The following is an 18,233-nucleotide window of genomic DNA, read 5'->3' on the forward strand; positions in this document are numbered from 1 at the left end:
ACTTCCCCTTCACATTATTGGTTTTGGCAGGGTTGTGGATAACGTGCTTTGCGCTCCAGATCATCAAGGTCGATGTGGTTGCGCATGTACTGCTGACTGGCGTCTACCAGCGGCTGGTGATCCCAGCTCTTCAGCTTGCCGATGGTCAGGGCGTCGGCAACAAAACGCCGGCGCCGCTGGCTGTCGAGGACCTGTTGGTGGATCGCCGGAATATTCCATTTAGCCCGAGCTTCGGCGAGAAAATCGTCGAATAGCTGCCGATGTTGCGGCGACTGGCTGAGTTCTTCCTGTTCACGCGGATCGTTGTGTACGTCGAAGAGTAGACATGGGTCGTCTTCGCTGTAGATGAATTTGTAGGCGCCGCGACGAATCATCATTAATGGGCTGATGGTGCCTTCGGCCATGTATTCACCGAACACCTCGTCGTGACCGCCCTGCCCTTGCAGGTGCGAGACCAGCGAGCGGCCGTCCAGCGGCAAGCCAGGCTCCAACGAACCGCCCGCCAGTTCGACGAAGGTCGGCAGCAGGTCCGCCGTGGAAACCGCCGCGCTGACACGGCCCGCCCCGAACTGCCCCGGTGCACTGATCAACAGCGGCACGCGGGCGGCCATTTCGAACCAGTGCATTTTGTACCAGAGGCCACGCTCGCCAAGCATGTCGCCATGGTCGCCGGAGAAGACAATGATGGTGTCGTCGATCAGCCCGGTTTCCTCGAGCGTTTGCAGGAGTTTGCCGACGTTACTGTCGATATAGCTGCACGCACCGAAATAGGCACGGCGGGCATCGCGAATCTTATCCACAGGCAATGGTTTATCCCACAGGTCGTAAACCTTGAGTAGGCGCTGGGAGTGCGGATCGAGTTCGGTCTGGGCCGGCGTCGTAGGCAACGGGATGTCGGCATCGTCGTACATATCCCAAAAAGCCTTGGGAATCGTGTACGGATCGTGTGGGTGAGTCATCGACACGGTCAGGCAAAACGGCTGATCACCATCCTCGCGAATGTGATCGAACAAGTACTGCTGGGCCTTGAACACCACCTCTTCATCGAAATCCAGCTGATTGGTGCGCACGCAGGGCCCGGCTTGCAGCACCGACGACATGTTGTGATACCAGGTCGGACGCACGTCCGGTTCGTCCCAGTTCACCGACCAGCCGTAGTCGGCCGGGTAGATGTCGCTGGTCAGGCGTTCTTCATAGCCGTGGAGCTGGTCCGGGCCGCAGAAATGCATCTTGCCCGACAGCGCGGTGCGGTAGCCGAGGCGACGCAGGTAGTGGGCGTAAGTCGGTACGTCGGCGGGGAAATCGGCCGCGTTGTCGTAGGCGCCGATCTTGCTCGGCAACTGACCGCTGACCAGGGTAAATCGTGACGGCGCGCACAATGGGCTGTTGCAATACGCGGCGTCGAACACCACGCCTTCGGCGGCGAGGCGGCTGAGATTCGGGAGTTTGATGGGCGAAGGGCCGTAGAACGGCAACATTGGCGCGGCCATCTGATCGGCCATGATGAAAAGAATATTCTTGCGCTTCATGTGATCGCGGCATTCCATAGTGAATATTTATGCGAGAGTGCTGCGACCGAGCATGTAGGCCATGCTCCTTGTGGTAAAGCCCACGCAAGGCAATGACTAGGATAAGCACAGCTTATGTATGACGCCCTCGGTGATTTGTCCCTCGATCTGCTGCGTGCCTTCGAATCGGCGGCACGTCAGCACAGCTTTACCGCCGCTGCGGTGGAGCTGGGCACCACGCAGCCGGCGATCAGCCAGCAGATCAAACGGTTGGAGGAACAGTTGGGTACAAGGCTGTTCGACCGCATCTATCGCGGCATCGAACTGACCGAGACCGGGATGATCCTTTTCGAGCAGGTTCAGCTCGGTTTGCAGAATATCGACGCCGGATTGACCGCGATCAGCGCACAGCAATCCCATGAGGTGCTGCAAGTCGCCACCGATTTTGCCTTCGCCGCGTATTGGTTGATGCCGCGCCTGCATCGCTTTCACGAAGCCAATCCGCAGGTGGATGTCAGCCTCGTCACCAGTGAACGCAATCACAACATGCTGCGTACCGATATCGACGTAGCAGTGTTGTTCGGCGATGGGCGTTTTAAACAGGGCGAAAGCCACTGGCTGTTCAGCGAGGAAGTGTTCCCGGTGTGCAGCCCGCTGTTGTTGAAGGACCGCGCCCTGCCCTTGCCCGTCCAGTCGTTGTTGGAACTTCCACTGTTGCACTTGCGCGGTGAAAACAGCAGCAACTGGTTCGATTGGAGCGGTGTGTTCCGTGAGTTGGGGATAACGTCGGCCCCGGCGCCAGGACAACTGCGTTTCGACAATTACACGTTGTTGATCCAGGCCGCGATTGGCGGCCAGGGCGTGGCCATCGGTTGGCGGCACCTTGTGGATAACTTGTTGGCCCAGGGTTTGTTGTGCCGGCCGATTGCCGACACGGTGATTTCCCGGTTGGGGTATTACGTGGTGCTGCCCCAGCGCAAACGTCGGGGGGTGTTGATTCAGCAGTTTGTGGATTGGCTGATGGCGGAACAGGCCAGCAGTGCCCAGTCGTTGACCGGTTTGCCGTTTCCTTCGATTGCGGTGTGAAAAGCAAAAGATTGCAGCCTTCGGCAGTTTCTACAGGGGGGTCGCATCGATTTTCCAACCCGAATTTCGCGTTGACGGCGGTTGTTTGCCGTACACGATCCCGTAGGAGTTGCCGAAGGCTGCGATCTTTACGGTTCTGAAGCCGCCACAAAACTCACATGTTCACCGAGATGCAGATTCAAGCGCAGCTCATCGGCGATACCCACGGCGACCCGGTTCAACCGCTCAAGCGGCTCGGCCAGACCCGTCTCCAGGCTGCTACTGACCTGACTGAAATGCTCAATGGTCAGCCCGGCGACCCCGCGCGGCGCATCGACCAACGTCCAATGCAGGCCGCTGTTTTGCAGGGCATCGAGGATTTCCTCGGCTGCGTGGCGCTGCAAGTCATCCTCTATTTCCGGCTCGTCCAGCTCCTCAAAATGCCCCACCACAAACAACCGGCCAATGTGGGCGGCTTGCATGCCGTCGATCAACGCATCCACCGCCAGCACCTGCTCGACCGGACCGGGCACGATGGTTTTTTCCACGTGTTCACTGTTGATTGGCAGCCCCTGTGCGTCTAGTAAACAGATCACCGCCGAAGCACCGGCCACGCTTTGCTTGACCCGCTCCGCATCGAACAGGTCGCCGTTCTTGGTGCGCAGACCCGGTCGTGGCGCCAGCGCCGTCAGGTCATCGAGAATCGCGATCACTTCATGCTGGCGCCGCAGCATTTCAGCCATCAGCGCACTGCCCAGGCTACTCATGGCACCATAGAGCACCACTTTCACCACCGGGGTTTCGGCATTTTTCATGGCTGAGTTCCTTGTTTCGTACCTATATGGCGTGTGACCTGTAGGAAACGGTGAGGGTTCGAACGGAATTTCTAGAGGTTCAAATGCAGCAGATCACGGGCTACCACGCCCACGTCTATTTCGACGCCAGCACCATCGACCAGGCCCGGGCCTTGTGTGAGCAGGCCGCGCGGTTGTTCCCATTGAAGATGGGCCGCGTACACGAACGCTCGGTCGGTCCGCACCCGGACTGGAGCTGCCAACTGGCGTTCGGGCCGCAGTTGATCGGCGAGGTGCTGCCGTGGCTGGTGCTCAATCGCAACGGTTTGGTGGTGTTCCTGCACCCGGACACCGGCGATGACTTGCTCGACCACACCGAACACGCCGTGTGGATGGGCGCGATCCGGCCGCTGGACCTGTCTATTTTTTGATCAGATCGTTTCCTCGGCTTCACCGGGCAGATGTTCGTCCAGGTGCAGCCAAGGCAAGCGGCTGTCGGTCCAGATATGCCGGTCGGCCGGGGCGTTTTCAGGGTGATCGAGGGTGGCGATTGTCAGGTCGATGCTCTCCGGGCTGAGCTGCGTGATCAGCGCCACCTGCGCTCCACAGGTCGGGCAGAAATATCGCGCGCAGTGTTCAGAAGAGTCGTACCGCGCCGGTATCCCGCCCAGCCATTCAAAGGTTGAAGCGGGTACGGTGATCCAGGTGGTCACGATCCCACCGCTGACCCGCCGGCAAATCGAGCAATGGCAGTGGGCGATGTCGTGCAGCGCAGCGCTGAATTGATAGCGCAGATGCCCGCAATGACAGCCGCCTGTATGGATGTCGCGCATGGTGTTCACTCCTGATTTGTATTGACCGCCTTCGCGAGCAGGTTCGCTCCCACAGGGGCGCATTCCAATGTAGGAGCGAGCCTGCTCGCGAACGCCTCAACCCGGTTTACCTTCCATCCCTCGTCCGACGACCGGTTGTATATCCGGTCAATGCTTTCACCGGCGAAAGCTGGCTGAAAGCTTTCCCCATTAGGATCGCCCCCACTACCGGCAACAGACCGGTTGGCCACGCCTGTGTTTTATCGCTGGCACGGTCCAATTAACAACAACAATGGTGATTCTGATGTCCTCTTCTACCCGCCGCTTTGCTGCAACTCCCCCCGTACGCCTCGTGCTTCCCGTTCTGCGCTGACCCCACCGGTTCGCCCATTCCCTAGCCGCGCTACGCCTGGAGTATTCCCATGCTGACTTTCCTTGGCTTTGCCATGGTCATCACGTTCATGTTCCTGATCATGACCAAGCGCCTGTCCGCGCTGATCGCCCTGATCATTATTCCAATCATCTTCGCCCTGTTCGGCGGCTTTGCGCCGAAGATCGGTCCGATGATGCTCGAAGGCATCACCAAGCTTGCGCCGACCGGCGTGATGCTGATGTTCGCCATTCTGTATTTCGCCCTGATGATCGACTCCGGCCTGTTCGACCCGGCCGTGCGCAAAATCCTCAAACTGGTCAAGGGCGACCCGTTGAAAGTTTCGGTCGGTACCGCCGTTCTGGCGCTCGTTGTCTCCCTCGATGGTGACGGCGCGACCACTTATATGATCTGCGTGGCCGCCATGCTGCCGCTCTACAGCCGCATCGGCATGAGCCCGCGAATCATGGCTGGCCTGATCATCCTCGCCGGCGGCGTGATGAACATGACCCCGTGGGGCGGCCCGACCGCCCGTGCCGCGAGTGCGCTGCACGTGGACCCGTCCGACATCTTCGTACCAATGATTCCGGCGATGCTGGCCGGCGTGGTGGCGATCCTGGCGATTGCCTACTTCTACGGTAAACGCGAGCGTGCGCGGCTGGGTGAATTGCACCTGGCGGGCGACGAAGTGGACCACAGCGAAATCAGCGTTTCGCAGTTCCCGGACGCCCGTCGTCCGAAGCTGATCTGGTTCAACGGCGTGTTGACCATCGCCTTGATGTGCACCCTGATCGCGGGCCTGTTGCCGCTGCCGGTGCTGTTCATGGTGGCGTTCAGTATCGCGATGATCGTCAACTACCCGTGCCTGCAACAGCAGAAGGACCGCGTTGCGGCCCACGCCGGTAGCGTGCTGGCGGTGGTCGGGTTGATCTTCGCGGCCGGTATCTTCACCGGTATCCTGTCGGGCACCGGCATGGTCGATGCTATGTCGAAAAGCCTGCTGGCGGTGATCCCGGACTTCCTTGGCCCGTACCTGGCGGTGATCACGGCGCTGGTGAGCATGCCGTTCACCTTCTTCATGTCCAACGACGCATTTTATTACGGCGTGTTACCAGTACTTGCCGAGGCCGCCAGCCACTACGGGATAACTGCGGTGGAAATGGCGCGTGCCTCGATCGTCGGTCAGCCCGTCCATTTGCTGAGCCCGCTGGTTCCGTCGACTTACCTGTTGGTGGCCCTGGCCGGTATCGAATTCGGTGACCACCAGCGCTTTACCCTGAAATGGGCAGTGCTGGTGTGCATGTGCATATTGGTTGCAGCGTTGCTGATGGGGATTTTTCCGGTATTCAGCACTCTATAAGCCAAAGACTCACCCCGACGGGTCTGCGCTTCGTTGGTAGAAGCCCGGACTTTTCGGGGTTTAACACTCGCTCAAAGGAATACACATGGAATGGCTGACCAACCCTGAAATCTGGGTTGCCTTTTTCACTCTGACTGCCCTGGAGATCGTCCTGGGCATCGACAACATCATCATGATCTCGATCCTGGTCAGCCGCATGCCCAAGCACATGCAGGCGCGCACCCGGATTTTCGGCCTGGCCCTGGCCATGGTTACGCGGATCCTGTTGCTGCTGTCGATCACCTGGGTCATGCGCCTCACTGCCGACCTGTTTGAAGTGTTCGGCCAGGGGATTTCCGGGCGTGACCTGATTCTGTTCTTCGGTGGCCTGTTCCTGCTGTGGAAGAGCTCGCAAGAGATGTACCACGCGCTGGAAGGTGAAGACGAAACCAATGAGGAGCCGGGCGGCAAGGGCGGCAAATTTCTCTACACCATCATCCAGATTGCGATCATCGACATCGTGTTCTCGCTGGATTCGGTGATCACCGCTGTGGGTATGGTTTCCTACGTACCGGTCATGGTCGCGGCGATCATCGTAGCGGTGCTGGTGATGATGTGGGCGTCTGGCACCATCAGCGAGTTCATCGACAAGCACCCGTCGCTGAAGATGCTGGCGCTGTCGTTCCTGTTGATCGTCGGTACCGTGCTGATTGCCGAGTCCTTCGATGTGCACGTGCCAAAAGGCTACGTCTACTTCGCCATGGCGTTCTCGCTGGCAGTGGAAGCGATCAACATCAAGATGCGCACCGCGATCGCGAAAAAGAAGAAACAGCAAGACCCGGTGAAACTGCGCAAGGACATTCCTGGCCAGTAACTCTGTGGCCTGGGAGCCTCTGTGGCGAGGGGGCTTGCCCCCGTTGGGGCGCGCAGCGGCCCTAAAACCGGCGATGCGGTTTATCAAGAAAACCGCATTCACCGGTCTTACGACTGCTTCGCAGCCGAACGGGGGCAAGCCCCCTCGCCACAGTTACCCAGTGAATCCAAATATTGCACCTAGGGGCCTTTGGGCCCCTTTTTCATCTCTGCATCAAGCTGTTTTTATGACAGTTTTGTTTCAATCACTTCTTTAGCTATGCGATGCTGGCGCCCAGACCGTTAGCCAACTACAGCTTAAGTACAGAACGTAGAACGTCGCGCGGTACCGTCAACTTGTCCCTTTGGGACGCTACCACCACAGGGGGCCCAGCATGCTGACCCTGCTCAATTTGCTATCTGCCGTGACCTTGCTGATCTGGGGCACGCACATCGTCCGAACCGGCATCCTGCGGGTGTACGGTTCCAACCTGCGCCATGTGATTGGCCAGAACATGTCCAAGCGTGGGCTGGCGTTCATCGCCGGTATCGTCGTGACCGCCATGGTCCAGAGCAGCAACGCCACGGCCATGCTCGTCACCTCCTTCGTCGGCCAGGGCCTGATGGCGTTGACCCCGGCCCTGGCGACCATGCTCGGGGCCGACGTTGGTACCGCGTTGATGGCGCGGGTGCTGACGTTTGACCTGTCGTGGTTGTCGCCGCTGCTGATCTTCCTCGGGGTGATTTTCTTCCTGTCGCGCAAACAGACCCGAGTCGGGCAGATGGGCCGAGTAGCTATCGGCCTGGGGCTGATCATTCTGGCGCTGCAACTGATCGTCGAATCCGCCGCACCGATCACCCACGCCCAAGGGGTGAAAGTGATCTTCGCGTCCCTGACCGGTGACATCCTGCTCGATGCCCTGATTGGCGCGCTGTTCGCGATGATTTCCTACTCCAGCCTGGCGGCCGTGCTGTTGACCGCGACCCTGGCCGGTGCCGGCGTTATCAGTCTGCCCGTGGCCATCGGCCTGGTGATCGGCGCCAACATCGGCAGCGGCGTGCTGGCCTTCATGAGCACCAGCATGCAGAACGCTGCAGGTCGCCAAGTGGCGTTGGGCAGCCTGTTGTACAAACTGATCGGCCTTTTGCTGATCATCCCGGTGCTCGACCCGCTGGTGCACTGGATCGACAGCCTGGACTTCAGCCCTCAGGAAATGGTCATCGGCTTCCACCTGCTCTACAACACCACACGTTGCCTGATCCTGTTGCCCAGCGTCGGCCCAATGGCCAAGCTCTGCGCCTGGCTGTTGCCGGAGCGCCCGGAGCTCAACGGCATGGCCAAACCCCGGCATCTGGACGCTACCGCGCTGGTCACCCCCAGCCTGGCGCTGGCCAACGCCGCCCGGGAAACCCTGCGCATCGGCGACCTGATCGACAACATGCTCGAAGCCATGCTCGACGTGCTGCACGGCAAACAGACCGCTGTGACCCAGGAAATGCGCCGCCTGACCGATGATGTCGAGGCGCTGTACAGCGCGATCAAGCTCTACCTGGCGCAGATGCCCCGCGAAGACCTCAGTGATCAGGACAGTCGGCGCTGGGCGGAAATCATCGAGCTGGCGATCAACCTCAAACTCGCCAGCGACCTGATCGAACGCATGTTGCGCAAGGTCCAGCAGCAAAAGACGTCGCAACGCCGGTCTTTTTCCGAGGTGGGCCTGGAAGAGTTGGCGGGGCTGCACAGCCAATTGATCTCCAACCTGCGCCTGGGGTTGTCGGTGTTCCTCAGCAGCGATCCGGAAAGCGCGCGTCAGTTACTGCGTGAAAAACGTCGCTTTCGCGCACAGGAACGCCGCCTGGCCCATGCTCATGTCAGCCGATTGCAACGTAAGATCGTGCAAAGTATCGAAACCAGTTCGCTGCACCTGGAACTGATTGCCGACATGAAACGCCTGAATTCGCTGTTTTGCAGCAGCGCCTACGCGGTCTTGGAAACCTCCGACACCGGGGCGCTGGCGGCTGACGATTTGGCCGACATCACACATTCGCCTTGAACGTCTGGGGTTGTGGTCAGTCAGTAACAATGGTTCAGCCATTCAGGCCTCTTCGCGAGCAAGCCCGCTCCCACAGTGGAATGCTTACTCCTGGGGGAGCGGGCTTGCTCGCGAAGAGGCCCTGACTGACGACACGGATCTCCAATCAGCCGTATGGAAGCTCGTTATGCGTTGCCTGTTATTCGCCTGTCTGTTGCTCGGTTCATTTTCTTCGTTCGCCCTGGATCGTTTCCAGGTCGAAGGCTATGCGCTGCCCAACGGTCTGCAATTGCTGCTCAAGCCAGGCACCGATCGCGGGCATGTGGCGATTCGCCTGGTGGTTGGCGTCGGTTTCGATGACTTCAAATGCGCTGACAAAGAGTTGCCACACCTGCTCGAACACTTGCTGTTCAGCGGCATCGACGCCAGCGGTGAAGGTGGCCTGGAGGAGCGCATGCAGGCTCTGGGCGGCGAATGGAACGCCTATACCAGCAACGCCGACACCACGTTCGTCATCGAGGCGCCAGCGAAAAACCAGCGCAAAGTCCTCGACCTGCTGCTGGCGCTGCTGACCCAGACCCGCATTGACGACAACGCAATCAACGCCGCCAAGCAAGTGGTCGAACGCGAAGACGGCGGCCACTACTCGCACCTGCAACGCTGGATGGATCGTCAGGACCTGGGCCACACCGCCAGCAATCAACTCGCTGTGGAACTGGGCCTCAAATGCCCCGAGCGTGCCCAAGTCGGTCACCTGACGAGCGAGCAACTGGATAAGGTGCGCAAGGCCTGGTACGCCCCCAATAACATGACCCTGATTGCAGTCGGCGACCTCGACAAACTGCTACCGGCCTATCTGGAACGGGCCTATGGCGCGCTTGAAGCGGTCGATCCCACCGATCATTTGCCACTTCCGGAAATCAATGCCAGCGCCGCCCATGAACGCAGCCTGATTCACGGTTTTGTCGGCGGCGGTGCGAAGTTGCACTGGCTGGTGCCGGAGCCGGTGCTGGAAGACGTGCCCGACCAGACTTTCGACCTGCTCAAGGATTACCTGGATTGGGCGCTGTATCGCCAGATGCGCCTGGCCCATGGCTTGTCCTATGGTCCTTGGGCTGAGCGCGAGTTGTTCGGCAGTGTGGGTTTTATGAGCCTGAATGCCGACCTTGAGCGCGAAAACATCGCCGAAGCCGAGCAAGTGCTCGAGGACATGAAAGCCGAGCTGCTGAAGAACGGCCTCGATGTCGAGACGTTTGATCGCCTCAAGCAAGCCGCCATTGCCCGCCAGTCCTGGGCCGTGCAAGGCAACAGCGCCCTGGCCGATTACTACTGGAGCGCCCTGGGCGACTACGAGGACGGGCGCTTCACTGACCCGGCCAAGGAACTGCAAGGGGTGACGCTGGAAGAAGCGAACAAGGCCATGCGCGAATTGCTGCTGCAGCCGGGGTATTTGCGGATCGAGAAGCCGTTGATCAGTGATGACCAGTTGTTGTGGGCATTAGGCGCGGTGCTTGGGTTGATGGTGCTTGGGGTGTTGGGCTGGCGCGTTTATCGCAAACGCTAGCAATCCCTGTGGCGAGGGGGCTTGCCCCCGTCGGGTCGCGAAGCGGCCCAAAAATCACGACTGCTGCGCAGCCGAACGGGGGCAAGCCCCCTCGCCACAGGTCATCATTCGCTCTGGTCTTGTGGTTGCCCAAATTTGATCGCCACAGAAGGCCCTCGGCGGTACCCTGTCGAGGATTTTTCCTACGAATAGTGTGAACCGCCGAATGCCGACCCTGCCCCTTATCGTCCAGCGCGTCCTCGAATTGATGAAGCGCTATCCCGGGGTTATCGCGCTCGGTGGTTTTATCTCCGGTGTCGGCAGTTTCATGCTGGTGGATCGCCAACAGGGCCTGGCGACCTGGATCACCACCATCATGCTGGTCAGCTGGGTCTGGCTGATGCTGGAAAACAGCCTCACGCAGTTGTTTACCCGGGTCTTTAAGCGGGAAATTCCCCAGCCGTTGCTGCGTTACGCGACGCAGATGATCCATCAGGAAAGCCTGTTTTTCGTCTTGCCGTTTTTCTTCATCACCACCACCTGGAACAGCGGCCAACTGGTGTTTACCGGGTTGCTGAGCATTGCAGCGCTGATTTCCATCACCGACCCGCTTTACTACAAATGGCTGGCACCCCGTCGCTGGGCGTTCTTGGCGCTGCACACCCTGACGCTATTCGCCGCCCTGCTCACCGCCCTGCCCGTCATCATGCACCTCACGACATCCCAGAGCTTCAAACTGGCGCTGGGCATCTCCGTGTTGTTGTCGTTCCCGAGCCTGGCGTCGATCTTCCCGATCCGTACCGTGCGCAACGCCTTGGCGATTCTGAGTATCACCTTAGGGATAGGCGCCCTCGGTTGGGTGCTGCGTTCGTGGGTACCCCCGGCGACACTGTGGATGACCGACGTGGCCATCAGCACCGAAATGCAGGACCGTACCCCCGGCGACAGCCTGGACGAAGTCAGCGCCGAGCAGATTCGCGGTGGCGGGCTCTACGCCTACACCGCGATCAACGCGCCGCGCGGTTTGGATGAGCGGATTTATCACGTGTGGCAATTCAACGGCCAGGAAGTCGACCGCATCCCGCTGGATATTCATGGCGGACGCAAGGAAGGCTACCGGGCCTGGACCCACAAGCAGAACTTCCCGGGCAACCCGGCAGGCAAATGGCAGGTCCGCGTGTTGACCGAAGACGGTCAGGTGATCGGCGTGTTGCGCTTCGTGGTCAAGGACAGCACACCGACCAAAGAAAAGTAATGCGGTTCGTGCTATTACGTAGTTCTGCGTAACAGCCGAACAAGCACGGAGCTTATGACCAGCAGCACAATGGCCGGCAATGCCCAGTTGGACACCTCGCACACCCCTGCACAATTGCGGGTCACGGGTGACTGGACGCTTGCCCATTACGCTGACCTCAAGCGCCTGGGCGACAAGCTTCGCGGCCAGTACGACGACAGCACCCACATCGACCTCAACGGCCTCGGTGCGCTCGACACCGCTGGCGCTTCGTTGCTCGTGGAATTGCTCGGTTCCGAACGCCTCGGCCGCTCGGCCGAACACCCCCAATGCACCCTCTCCAATGCCGATCGCGCGTTGCTGCAAACCGTCTATTGCTCGCTGACCGATTTCTGCGTTCCGCTCAAAGAGCCGGAAGTCGGCGTCGGCATTCAATTGCTGACCCGCATAGGTCGTGCCGTTGACGCAGTCTGGCAAGACACCTTGCAACTGCTGGGTTTCGTCGGCCTGATCCTTGAAACCATCGCCCGTGGCTTGTTCCGGCCCAAGCGCTGGCGTATTACGCCGATGGTTGCGCACATCGAACAGACCGGTCTCGATGCCGCCCCCATCGTCGCCCTGCTGACCTTTCTGGTGGGCGCCGTGGTGGCATTTCTCGGGGCGACGGTGCTGGCGAGTTTCGGCGCGAGCATTTTTACCGTGGACCTGGTGGCGTTCTCCTTCCTGCGTGAATTCGGTGTGCTGCTGACCGCGATCCTGATGGCCGGGCGCACCGCCAGTGCGTTCACCGCGCAGATCGGTTCGATGAAGGCCAACGAAGAAATCGACGCGATCCGCACCTTGGGCCTCGATCCGATGGAGCTGCTGGTGGTGCCGCGAGTCCTGGCGCTGCTGGTGGCGCTGCCGATGCTGACCTTTCTGGCGATGATCTCCGGGATTGTCGGTGGCGGCGTGGTTTGTGCAGTGTCGCTGGGGATTTCGCCGGCGATGTTCCTGTCGCTGCTGCAAACCGACATTGGCGTTCAGCACTTTCTGGTGGGGATCGTCAAAGCACCGATCTTCGCGTTTCTGATCGCCGCCATCGGTTGCCTTGAAGGCTTCAAGGTCAGCGGCAGCGCTGAATCTGTCGGCGCCCACACCACGTCCAGCGTGGTCCAGTCGATTTTCGTGGTGATCGTGCTCGATGCCGTGGCCGCGTTGTTTTTCATGGAGATAGGCTGGTGAGTCGTCTACCCCGAGCGCCTTCTGAGGCGGTGATCGAAGTCCGTGGCCTGTGCAACCGTTTTGGTAGCCAGAGCGTGCACGAGAACCTCGACCTGGATTTGTACAAGGGTGAAATCCTCGCGGTGGTCGGCGGCTCCGGCAGCGGCAAATCGGTGTTGCTGCGCAGCATTGTCGGCTTGCGCCAGCCAAGTGAAGGCGTGGTGAAGGTCTTCGGCAAGAATCTGCCGACGCTGTCGGAGCATGAGCGTTCGATGGTCGAGCGACGCTTCGGCGTGCTGTTCCAGAAAGGCGCGCTGTTCTCTTCGCTGACCGTGACCGAGAACGTCGCCCTGCCCTTGATTGAACACGCCGGCCTCAGCCGCGCCGACGCCGAGCACCTGGCGGCGGTGAAACTGGCGTTGGCCGGTCTGCCGTTGTCTGCGGCGGATAAATACCCCGCATCCTTGTCCGGCGGCATGATCAAGCGTGCGGCGTTGGCCCGGGCGTTGGCGCTGGACCCGGACATCCTGTTTCTCGACGAACCCACCGCCGGCCTCGACCCGATTGGCGCGGCGGCTTTCGATCAGTTGATCCTGACCCTGCGCGACGCCTTGGGCCTGAGTGTTTTCCTGGTGACCCACGATCTGGACACGCTCTACACCATCACCGACCGGGTGGCGGTGCTGGCGCAGAAGAAGGTGCTGGTGGCGGACGCCATCGACAAGGTGTCGGAAACCGACGATCCGTGGATTCACGAATACTTCCATGGCCCTCGCGGCCGCGCGGCGCTGACCGCCGCTCAACAGCTAAACGAGGTCTGACATGGAAACCCGAGCCCATCATGTATTGATCGGCCTGTTCACCGTGATTGTGGTGGCGGGCGCCCTGCTCTTCGGTCTGTGGCTGGCCAAGTCCAGCGTGGATACCGAATTCAAGGACTACGAAATCGTCTTCAACGAGGCAGTCAGCGGTTTGTCCAAGGGCAGCGCCGTGCAGTACAGCGGGATCAAGGTCGGTGACGTGGTGTCCCTGCGCCTGGACCCGAAAGACCCGCGCCGGGTGCTGGCGCGGATTCGCCTCGGTGGCGAAACGCCGATCAAGGAAGACACCCAGGCCAAACTGGCGCTGACCGGGATCACCGGCACTTCGATCATCCAGCTCAGTGGCGGTACACCGCAAAGTCCCAAGCTTCGCGGCAAGGACGGGGAGTTGCCGACCATCATCGCCGCGCCCTCGCCTATCGCCCGGCTGCTGAATGACAGCAACGACCTGATGGCGGGTGTGAGCACGCTGATGCATAACGCCAATCAGATGTTTTCGGCGGAGAACGTCGAGCGCATCAGCAACACCCTTGAACATCTGGAGCAAACCACCGGCACCATCGCCGAACAACGCGGTGACATCCGCCAGGCCATGCAGCAACTGGCCTCGATCGGCAAACAGGCCAGCGCCACCCTTGAACAGACCACCGCGCTCATGCGCAACGCCAACGGCTTGCTCAACGATCAGGGCAAGCAGATGTTCGGCAGCGCCGGCCAGGCGATGAAGTCGCTGGAACAAACCACTGCGACCATCGACAAACTGCTGACCACCAATCAGGACTCGCTCAACAGCGGCATGCAGGGCCTCAATGGTCTGGCCCCGGCCGTGCGTGAATTGCGCGACACCCTGAGTTCGCTGCGAGCGATTTCCCAGCGACTGGAAGCCAACCCCAGCGGTTACCTGCTGGGCAGCGACAAGAACAAGGAATTCACGCCATGAAGCTGACTCATATCGCCCTCCTCGCCAGTTTTGCGCTGGTCAGCTCATGCTCGATCCTGCCCAAGGCCGAGCCGTCGGATGTCTATCGGTTGCCCTCGAACCAAAGCGGCGCAGTGGCCAGTCATGGCACGCCGCAACACTGGTCGCTACGTCTGGCCAAGCCCCAGGCCAGCGAGGTGTTGAACAGCCCGAAAATCGCTGTGATTCCTCAGGGTGACTTGATCAGCAGCTATAAGGCTTCGCGCTGGAGCGATCCGGCGCCGGTGCTGCTGCGTAATCGGTTGCTGGATGGGTTTCAGCGCGATGGTCGGGTGTCGTTGTTGAGCACCGATGACAGCAACTTCCAGGCGGATCTGGAGCTGGGCGGCAATTTGCAGGCGTTTCAGACCGAGTACCAGGGCCCGAACGCGAGTGTGGTGGTTCGGTTGGATGCCTTGCTGGTGCGCGGCTATGACCAGCGAATCCTCGCCAGTCGCCGCTTTGAAGTGCGCCAGCCACTGAGCGACTTGAAGGTGCCATCCGTAGTGGCCGGGTTTGGCCAGGCCAGCGACCAGTTGACGGCGCAGGTGGTGGCTTGGGCGGTGGACCAAGGACAGAAAGTCGCCCCGCCGCTCAGACCATGAGGCCCACACAAAAACCTATGTGGGAGCGGGCTTGCTCGCGAATGCGGTGTGTCATTCAGCATTGATGGTGACTGACACACCGCATTCGCGAGCAAGCCCACTCCCACAGGGTTTTTTATTTCACAGTGGTTTTGTGGTTAACCGAAGAACCAGTAACAAACCCCGATCGCACCCAGCACCCCGGCCAGTTCCGCGAGCAACGCACACCCCACCGCATGCCGCGCCCGCTGAATCCCCACCGCGCCGAAGTACACCGCCAGCACATAGAACGTGGTTTCGGTACTGCCCTGAATCGTCGCCGCCACCAGCGCCGGGAAGCTGTCCACCCCGGAGGTCTTCATAGTTTCGATCAGCATCGCCCGGGCGGCGCTGCCGGAGAACGGCTTGACCATCGCGGTCGGCAGCGCATCGACGAAACGCGTGTCCCAACCGGCCCACTGCACCAGGTGCCGAATCCCGTCCAGGCCGAAATCCAGCGCGCCGGACGCCCGCAATACGCCGACGGCACACAGCATCGCCACCAGGTACGGCAGCAGATTCTTCGCGACATCGAAGCCTTCTTTGGCGCCTTCGACGAATGCTTCGTACACCTTCACTTTGCGCAGCGCACCAATGATCAGAAACACCATGATCAGGCCGAACAGCGTCAAGTTGCCGAGGATCGAGGACAGCCCGGCCAGCGCGGTGGCTGAGAGCGTCGCCAGCAGCGCCATGAACGCACCCAGTGCCAGCGCACCGGGAATCAGATACGCAAGCACCACCGGGTCCCACAGGCGCAGGCGTTGCATGAATGCCACCGACAACAGGCCGACGATGGTCGAGCAACTGGTGGCGAGCAGGATCGGCAGGAACACCAGCGTCGGGTCCGGCGCGCCTTGTTGGGCGCGGTACATGAAGATCGTCACTGGCAGCAGGGTCAGGGACGAAGCGTTGAGCACCAGGAACAGGATTTGCGCGTTGCTGGCCACCGTGGCGCTGGGGTTGAGCTCTTGCAGCGCCTTCATGGCCTTGAGGCCGATCGGCGTGGCGGCGTTGTCCAGGCCCAGGCCGTTGGCGGCGAAGTTGAGGGTTATCAGGCCGATGGCCGGGTGACCCGCCGGGACTTCGGGCATCAGGCGCAGGAACAGCGGGCCCAGTGCCTTGGCCAGCCACTCGACGATCCCGGCCTTCTCGGCGATTCGCAGAAAGCCCAGCCACAGGGTCAGGGTGCCGAACAGCAGGACCATGACTTCCACCGACAGCTTGGCCATGGCGAAGATGCTTTCCACCATCGCCGCGAAGATCCCGGCATTGCCGCCGATCAGCCACTGCGCCATTGCCGACACGGCAGCCACGATGAAGAAGCCAAGCCACAGGCCATTGAGCATCAGTTAAATCCCCCGAAGAATGCGGCGAATGATAGCGGGGTCGCCAGAAACGACAAACCCCGGATTTCTCCGGGGTTTGTTTTGAGCGGCATGAGGGCCCATTTGCAGGGACTGGTCTCAATCCACTGTGGGAGCGGGCTTGCTCGCGAAGGCAGTATGTCAGTCAACATAGATGTTGAATGTACCGGCCTCTTCGCGAGCAAGCCCGCTCCCACAAGGGGTTATGCATCAGCCTTTGGAGACTTCGCCTGCCGGCAATTTTTCCTTGCTGCGCCAGTGCGGCAGGGAGTTCCAGTAGCGCTCGCCTTTGGCGTCGTCGTACATGCCTTCCCAGCGGGAGATGACCAGCACGGCCAAAGCATTACCGATCACGTTCAGTGCGGTACGGGCCATGTCCATGATGCGGTCGACACCGGCGATAAACGCCAGGCCTTCCAGCGGAATACCCACGCTGCCCAGGGTGGCCAGCAACACCACGAAGGACACGCCCGGTACGCCGGCGATGCCTTTGGAGGTGACCATCAGGGTCAGCACCAGCAGCAATTGCTGGCTGATCGACAGGTCGATGCCATAGAGCTGGGCAATGAAGATCGCCGCGATGCTCTGGTACAGAGTCGAACCGTCGAGGTTGAACGAGTAACCGGTCGGCACCACGAAGCTGCAAATGGCTTTCGGTGCGCCGTAGGCTTCCATCTTCTCGATCACGCGCGGCAGCACGGTTTCGGAACTGGCGGTGGAGTAAGCCAGCACCAGCTCATCCTTGAAGATGCGCATCAGCTTGATCACCGAGAAGCCGAACAGCTTGGCGATCAGGCCCAGCACCACGAAGGCGAAGAAGGCGATGGCGAAGTAAACCAGCACCACCAGTTTGGCCAGTGGCAGTAAGGAGGCGAAACCGAAGTTGGCCACGGTCACCGCGATCAGTGCGAAAACGCCGATCGGGGCGTAGTTCATGATCATGTGGGTGACTTTGAACATGCTCTCGGACACGCCCTGGAACATCTTCACCAGCGGCTCGCGCAGGTCCGATTGCAGGCTCGACAGACCGAGACCGAACAACACGGAGAAGAAGATGATCGGCAGCATCTCGCCGCGGGCCATGGCCGCGAAGATGTTCGACGGGATCAGGTTAAGGATGGTTTCGATGAACGCATGTTCATGCTGAACTTCGGCGGCTGTTGCCTGGTACTTGGAAATATCCACAGTACCCAGGGTGCTCATGTCGATGCCGGTGCCCGGATGGACCACGTTGGCCAGCACCAGACCGACCAGAATGGCGATGGTGGTGACAACTTCGAAGTAGAGGATGGTCTTCAGACCGATGCGCCCGAGTTTCTTCGCATCGCCGACGCCGGCAATACCGACCACCAGCGAAGAGATGACGATCGGGATCACGATCATCTTGATCAGACGGATAAAGATATCGCCCGCAGGTTGCAGGACGTTGCTGATCCACCAGGCTTTTTCGGCACTGAAATGGTTGAGCAGCGCACCGATTGCAATCCCCAATACCAGACCGATGAGGATCTGCCAGGCGAGGCTAAGCTTTGCCTTCTTCATATCATTACCCTTACTTCAGTTTGACTCGGGCAGATGCGCGAACTGGAACGCTCAGTAGCGGAAAAGTTTGTGCATCTGCCCCCGTATAAGGTGCCCGCAAGCGCGTATTTACGGCTCTTCGGCAGGCGAAAAAAGGCGCAACTATTCCGATGCAAGGAAGCGACGTCTA

Annotated in this window: 16 protein-coding genes; 11 read left to right on the forward strand and 5 right to left on the reverse strand. The window is 60.2% G+C overall.

From position 1 onward, the window contains the following. Positions 1 to 14: 14 nt before the first annotated feature. Entirely contained in the window at positions 15 to 1,529 is a 1,515-nt protein-coding gene (betC, locus tag ACWIKB_RS03385; RefSeq protein WP_475265308.1) for a choline-sulfatase, read from the reverse strand. 114 nt (positions 1,530 to 1,643) lie between these two features. Between betC and ACWIKB_RS03390 the strand changes: the two genes are divergently transcribed. Then, positions 1,644 to 2,594 (forward strand): choline sulfate utilization transcriptional regulator, encoded by a 951-nt coding sequence (locus tag ACWIKB_RS03390; RefSeq protein WP_475265309.1) that lies wholly within the window; start codon positions 1,644 to 1,646, stop codon positions 2,592 to 2,594. Positions 2,595 to 2,722: 128 nt separating this feature from the next. Here ACWIKB_RS03390 and ACWIKB_RS03395 read toward each other — a convergent pair whose 3' ends face one another. Further along, entirely contained in the window at positions 2,723 to 3,388 is a 666-nt protein-coding gene (locus ACWIKB_RS03395; RefSeq protein WP_475265310.1) for an NAD(P)-dependent oxidoreductase, read from the reverse strand. An 83-nt stretch (positions 3,389 to 3,471) separates the two neighbouring features. Between ACWIKB_RS03395 and ACWIKB_RS03400 the strand changes: the two genes are divergently transcribed. Continuing rightward, positions 3,472 to 3,798, forward strand: a complete 327-nt coding sequence (locus tag ACWIKB_RS03400) for a DOPA 4,5-dioxygenase family protein (RefSeq protein WP_475265311.1) — start codon at positions 3,472 to 3,474, stop codon at positions 3,796 to 3,798. Here the strand turns inward: ACWIKB_RS03400 and ACWIKB_RS03405 are convergent, their stop codons facing one another. Further along, the gene (locus ACWIKB_RS03405) at positions 3,799 to 4,200 is read right to left on the reverse strand and encodes a GFA family protein (RefSeq protein WP_475265312.1); all 402 of its coding nucleotides are present in this window, start codon (positions 4,198 to 4,200) and stop codon (positions 3,799 to 3,801) included. A 401-nt stretch (positions 4,201 to 4,601) separates the two neighbouring features. Here ACWIKB_RS03405 and ACWIKB_RS03410 point away from each other — a divergent pair, with 401 nt between their 5' ends. From ACWIKB_RS03410 to ACWIKB_RS03450, 9 genes are all read left to right on the forward strand, one after another. Then, complete coding sequence (locus ACWIKB_RS03410; RefSeq protein WP_475265313.1) at positions 4,602 to 5,909, forward strand: CitMHS family transporter; 1,308 nt, start codon at positions 4,602 to 4,604, stop codon at positions 5,907 to 5,909. Between the two features lie 85 nt (positions 5,910 to 5,994). Beyond that, positions 5,995 to 6,762 carry a TerC family protein gene (locus ACWIKB_RS03415; RefSeq protein ID WP_475265314.1) on the forward strand — a complete coding sequence of 256 codons (768 nt, stop codon included), beginning with the start codon at positions 5,995 to 5,997 and terminating at the stop codon, positions 6,760 to 6,762. A gap of 373 nt (positions 6,763 to 7,135) precedes the next feature. Then, a complete protein-coding gene (locus ACWIKB_RS03420; RefSeq protein WP_475265315.1) occupies positions 7,136 to 8,794 on the forward strand; it encodes a Na/Pi cotransporter family protein in 1,659 nt (552 codons plus the stop codon). Positions 8,795 to 8,960: 166 nt separating this feature from the next. After that, positions 8,961 to 10,337, forward strand: a complete 1,377-nt coding sequence (locus tag ACWIKB_RS03425; protein ID WP_475265316.1) for a M16 family metallopeptidase — start codon at positions 8,961 to 8,963, stop codon at positions 10,335 to 10,337. Positions 10,338 to 10,542: 205 nt separating this feature from the next. After that, complete coding sequence (locus ACWIKB_RS03430) at positions 10,543 to 11,571, forward strand: DUF5924 family protein (protein ID WP_475265317.1); 1,029 nt, start codon at positions 10,543 to 10,545, stop codon at positions 11,569 to 11,571. A 54-nt stretch (positions 11,572 to 11,625) separates the two neighbouring features. Further along, a complete protein-coding gene (locus ACWIKB_RS03435; RefSeq protein WP_475265318.1) occupies positions 11,626 to 12,774 on the forward strand; it encodes an ABC transporter permease in 1,149 nt (382 codons plus the stop codon). Beyond that, positions 12,771 to 13,574: an ABC transporter ATP-binding protein gene (locus ACWIKB_RS03440; protein WP_054048044.1), complete on the forward strand. Its 804-nt coding sequence runs from the start codon at positions 12,771 to 12,773 to the stop codon at positions 13,572 to 13,574. The genes ACWIKB_RS03435 and ACWIKB_RS03440 overlap by 4 nt, the downstream gene beginning before the upstream one ends. A gap of 1 nt (position 13,575) precedes the next feature. After that, complete coding sequence (locus ACWIKB_RS03445) at positions 13,576 to 14,514, forward strand: MlaD family protein (RefSeq protein ID WP_475265319.1); 939 nt, start codon at positions 13,576 to 13,578, stop codon at positions 14,512 to 14,514. Next, positions 14,511 to 15,137: an ABC-type transport auxiliary lipoprotein family protein gene (locus ACWIKB_RS03450; protein WP_475265320.1), complete on the forward strand. Its 627-nt coding sequence runs from the start codon at positions 14,511 to 14,513 to the stop codon at positions 15,135 to 15,137. Before ACWIKB_RS03445 ends, ACWIKB_RS03450 begins: the two co-directional genes overlap by 4 nt. A 137-nt stretch (positions 15,138 to 15,274) precedes the next feature. On the opposite strand, the gene ACWIKB_RS03455 is transcribed toward ACWIKB_RS03450, so the two are convergent. Both ACWIKB_RS03455 and gltP read right to left on the reverse strand, forming a co-directional pair. After that, positions 15,275 to 16,504, reverse strand: coding sequence for a nucleoside recognition domain-containing protein (locus ACWIKB_RS03455; protein WP_475265321.1), 1,230 nt, complete (start codon positions 16,502 to 16,504; stop codon positions 15,275 to 15,277). Positions 16,505 to 16,732: 228 nt separating this feature from the next. Then, positions 16,733 to 18,064 (reverse strand): glutamate/aspartate:proton symporter GltP, encoded by a 1,332-nt coding sequence (gene gltP / locus ACWIKB_RS03460; RefSeq protein WP_475265322.1) that lies wholly within the window; start codon positions 18,062 to 18,064, stop codon positions 16,733 to 16,735. Between the last annotated feature and the right edge of the window lie 169 nt (positions 18,065 to 18,233).

Source organism: Pseudomonas sp. 5Vm1k, assembly GCF_056161485.1.

Coding starts and splice junctions, on each gene's coding strand:
- ACWIKB_RS03435 (WP_475265318.1), top strand. CDS start 11,626: ATGACCAGCAGCACAATGGCCGGCAATGCCCAGTTGGACACCTCGCAC.
- ACWIKB_RS03445 (WP_475265319.1), top strand. CDS start 13,576: ATGGAAACCCGAGCCCATCATGTATTGATCGGCCTGTTCACCGTGATT.
- ACWIKB_RS03450 (WP_475265320.1), top strand. CDS start 14,511: ATGAAGCTGACTCATATCGCCCTCCTCGCCAGTTTTGCGCTGGTCAGC.
- ACWIKB_RS03420 (WP_475265315.1), top strand. CDS start 7,136: ATGCTGACCCTGCTCAATTTGCTATCTGCCGTGACCTTGCTGATCTGG.
- gltP (WP_475265322.1), bottom strand. CDS start 18,064: ATGAAGAAGGCAAAGCTTAGCCTCGCCTGGCAGATCCTCATCGGTCTG.
- ACWIKB_RS03400 (WP_475265311.1), top strand. CDS start 3,472: ATGCAGCAGATCACGGGCTACCACGCCCACGTCTATTTCGACGCCAGC.
- ACWIKB_RS03405 (WP_475265312.1), bottom strand. CDS start 4,200: ATGCGCGACATCCATACAGGCGGCTGTCATTGCGGGCATCTGCGCTAT.
- ACWIKB_RS03455 (WP_475265321.1), bottom strand. CDS start 16,504: ATGCTCAATGGCCTGTGGCTTGGCTTCTTCATCGTGGCTGCCGTGTCG.
- ACWIKB_RS03410 (WP_475265313.1), top strand. CDS start 4,602: ATGCTGACTTTCCTTGGCTTTGCCATGGTCATCACGTTCATGTTCCTG.
- betC (WP_475265308.1), bottom strand. CDS start 1,529: ATGAAGCGCAAGAATATTCTTTTCATCATGGCCGATCAGATGGCCGCG.
- ACWIKB_RS03425 (WP_475265316.1), top strand. CDS start 8,961: ATGCGTTGCCTGTTATTCGCCTGTCTGTTGCTCGGTTCATTTTCTTCG.
- ACWIKB_RS03415 (WP_475265314.1), top strand. CDS start 5,995: ATGGAATGGCTGACCAACCCTGAAATCTGGGTTGCCTTTTTCACTCTG.
- ACWIKB_RS03430 (WP_475265317.1), top strand. CDS start 10,543: ATGCCGACCCTGCCCCTTATCGTCCAGCGCGTCCTCGAATTGATGAAG.
- ACWIKB_RS03390 (WP_475265309.1), top strand. CDS start 1,644: ATGTATGACGCCCTCGGTGATTTGTCCCTCGATCTGCTGCGTGCCTTC.
- ACWIKB_RS03395 (WP_475265310.1), bottom strand. CDS start 3,388: ATGAAAAATGCCGAAACCCCGGTGGTGAAAGTGGTGCTCTATGGTGCC.